This window comes from Sporosarcina beigongshangi, from assembly GCF_033485195.1.
GTDB classification, from domain to species: domain Bacteria; phylum Bacillota; class Bacilli; order Bacillales_A; family Planococcaceae; genus Sporosarcina; species Sporosarcina beigongshangi.
Genome location: NZ_JAWLIR010000084.1, coordinates 1 through 1,876, shown reverse-complemented (window position 1 = coordinate 1,876; position 1,876 = coordinate 1). Strand labels below are relative to the sequence as shown.

Below are 1,876 nucleotides of genomic sequence, written 5' to 3'. Positions count from 1 at the left end.
TGGTGTGCCCGGCATGGGTAATCGCTAGGTGGTGAAAGTCCACTACAGGCTTGGCAGTAGGAACTGTTAGCAGAAGGCAAGGGTGTCCACCGCGAGGTGGAATCTGAAGGAAGCCGTATGCAAATTCTCGAACTGACGAACAGAAACTATATACAAGGCTGACTTGGGACGGATAAGTCTGCCATACAAGACAAAGTCCAATACTGCCCGAATCCCATACAGTAGATATAGCAGTTACATGAGAAGAAAGTGATTACCCTTACCCGGGGAGGTCTCACGGACGAGTGAAAACTCGGTTGAAACAAGATTTATCGTGAGAAGTCAGCAGAAACCATAGTAGTTTCCTTACGGAAATGAAGGGTGGAACAATCTTAAATCTTGGAAAACAGGGAGGTGTAGACATCACCGCCAAAGCACAGCAAACATCACGGTAATTACCAAGAGATGGCTGCCTATGGAGAGATAAGTTGGAAACGAAAGGGTACATAGGAGCGTGCAGGGATGTCGCATGGATATGAAAGAACAAGATGGTATCAGCTTAATCGAACAGGTTATTGCAGATGATAATCTTTGGAGAGCCTACAAGAAAGTCAGAAAGAATAAAGGAGCCCCAGGTGTAGATGGTATTACAGTCTATCAATTAAAAAGCCATATGGAGAAATATTATCAGCCTCTAAAGCAAAAGCTGAAGGATGGGTCCTATCAACCCCAACCCGTTAAAAGAGTTGCGATACCGAAAGCAGATGGGTCGAAAAGATACTTAGGTATTCCATGTGTCTTAGATAGAGTCGTTCAACAAGCGATTCTTCAAGTCATTGAACCAATCATTGACCCTCATTTTTCAGATAATAGCTACGGTTTTCGAAAAGGAAGAAGTGCCCACCAAGCTATTAAAAAGGCTGAGGAATATTACCAAGAAGGTTTTAAAGTGGTAGTGGACTGTGATTTGAAAAGTTACTTTGACACCATCCATCACCAGAGAATACGCGGTTATCTGGACTATTTCATCTCAGATAAAATGGTACTCCTCCTAATCTGGAAGTTCCTACGCTCGGGCATCCTCGATAAAGACATCTACATCGAGACAAAGAAAGGTGCACCGCAAGGTGGACCCCTGTCTCCTATTCTAGCCAATGTCTACCTCAATATGTTAGACAGAGAGCTGGAAAAGAGAGGACACCGATTCGTTCGATATGCCGATGACTTCGTCATTTATGTCAAAAGCAAACGTGCGGGTGAAAGGGTAATGGAAAGTGTCACCACCTTCTTGGAGCAGGACCTTCAACTGACGATTAGCCAGGAGAAAAGCCAGATATGCGGCTCCACAAAAGCTACATTTTTAGGCTTTAACATTCAAAATCTCATGGGAAAGTAGGTTGCCGACCAAGTAAGTCGGCAAAACAGCGCTTCAAAGACAAGCTAAGAAAGCGAACCAGTAGAAAACGTCCTGGTCCTTTCATAGATATCATCACAAAGATTAATCAAACAATAACTGGATGGATTAACTATTACGGAGTCGCTAACATGAAGAAATTCATCGGAGAAACTCAGCAATGGTTAAATCATCGCTTAAGACAATTGATATGGAAAAGATGGAAGAAACCACGTACTCGCTACCAAAAACTTCGCAACTTTGGCATTGACCATGATGATGCGATGAAATTGGCAAATTCCCGTAAGGGATACTGGCGACTATCACGTAGTGCAATTATCCATCGCGCCATAACAAAAGAAAAACTCACAAAGTGGGGACTAAAGGATATGTCCCAACTTTATGAGTCTCGATACTTAAAAGGTTGAACCGCCGTATACCGAACGGTACGTACGGTGGTGTGAGAGGTCGGCTAGTCAATTAATGATTAGCCTCCTACTCGAT

2 protein-coding genes are annotated in these 1,876 nt (G+C 43.3%); both read left to right on the top strand.

Translation table 11 applies throughout. The features are described from left to right. The first annotated feature begins 508 nt into the window (after positions 1-508). Positions 509-1,375 (top strand): group II intron reverse transcriptase/maturase, encoded by an 867-nt coding sequence (ltrA, locus tag R2B77_RS17830; protein WP_203249340.1) that lies wholly within the window; start codon positions 509-511, stop codon positions 1,373-1,375. Between the two features lie 83 nt (positions 1,376-1,458). Further along, positions 1,459-1,800, top strand: a complete 342-nt coding sequence (locus R2B77_RS17825; protein ID WP_322555777.1) for a group II intron maturase-specific domain-containing protein — start codon at positions 1,459-1,461, stop codon at positions 1,798-1,800. Positions 1,801-1,876 lie beyond the last annotated feature (76 nt).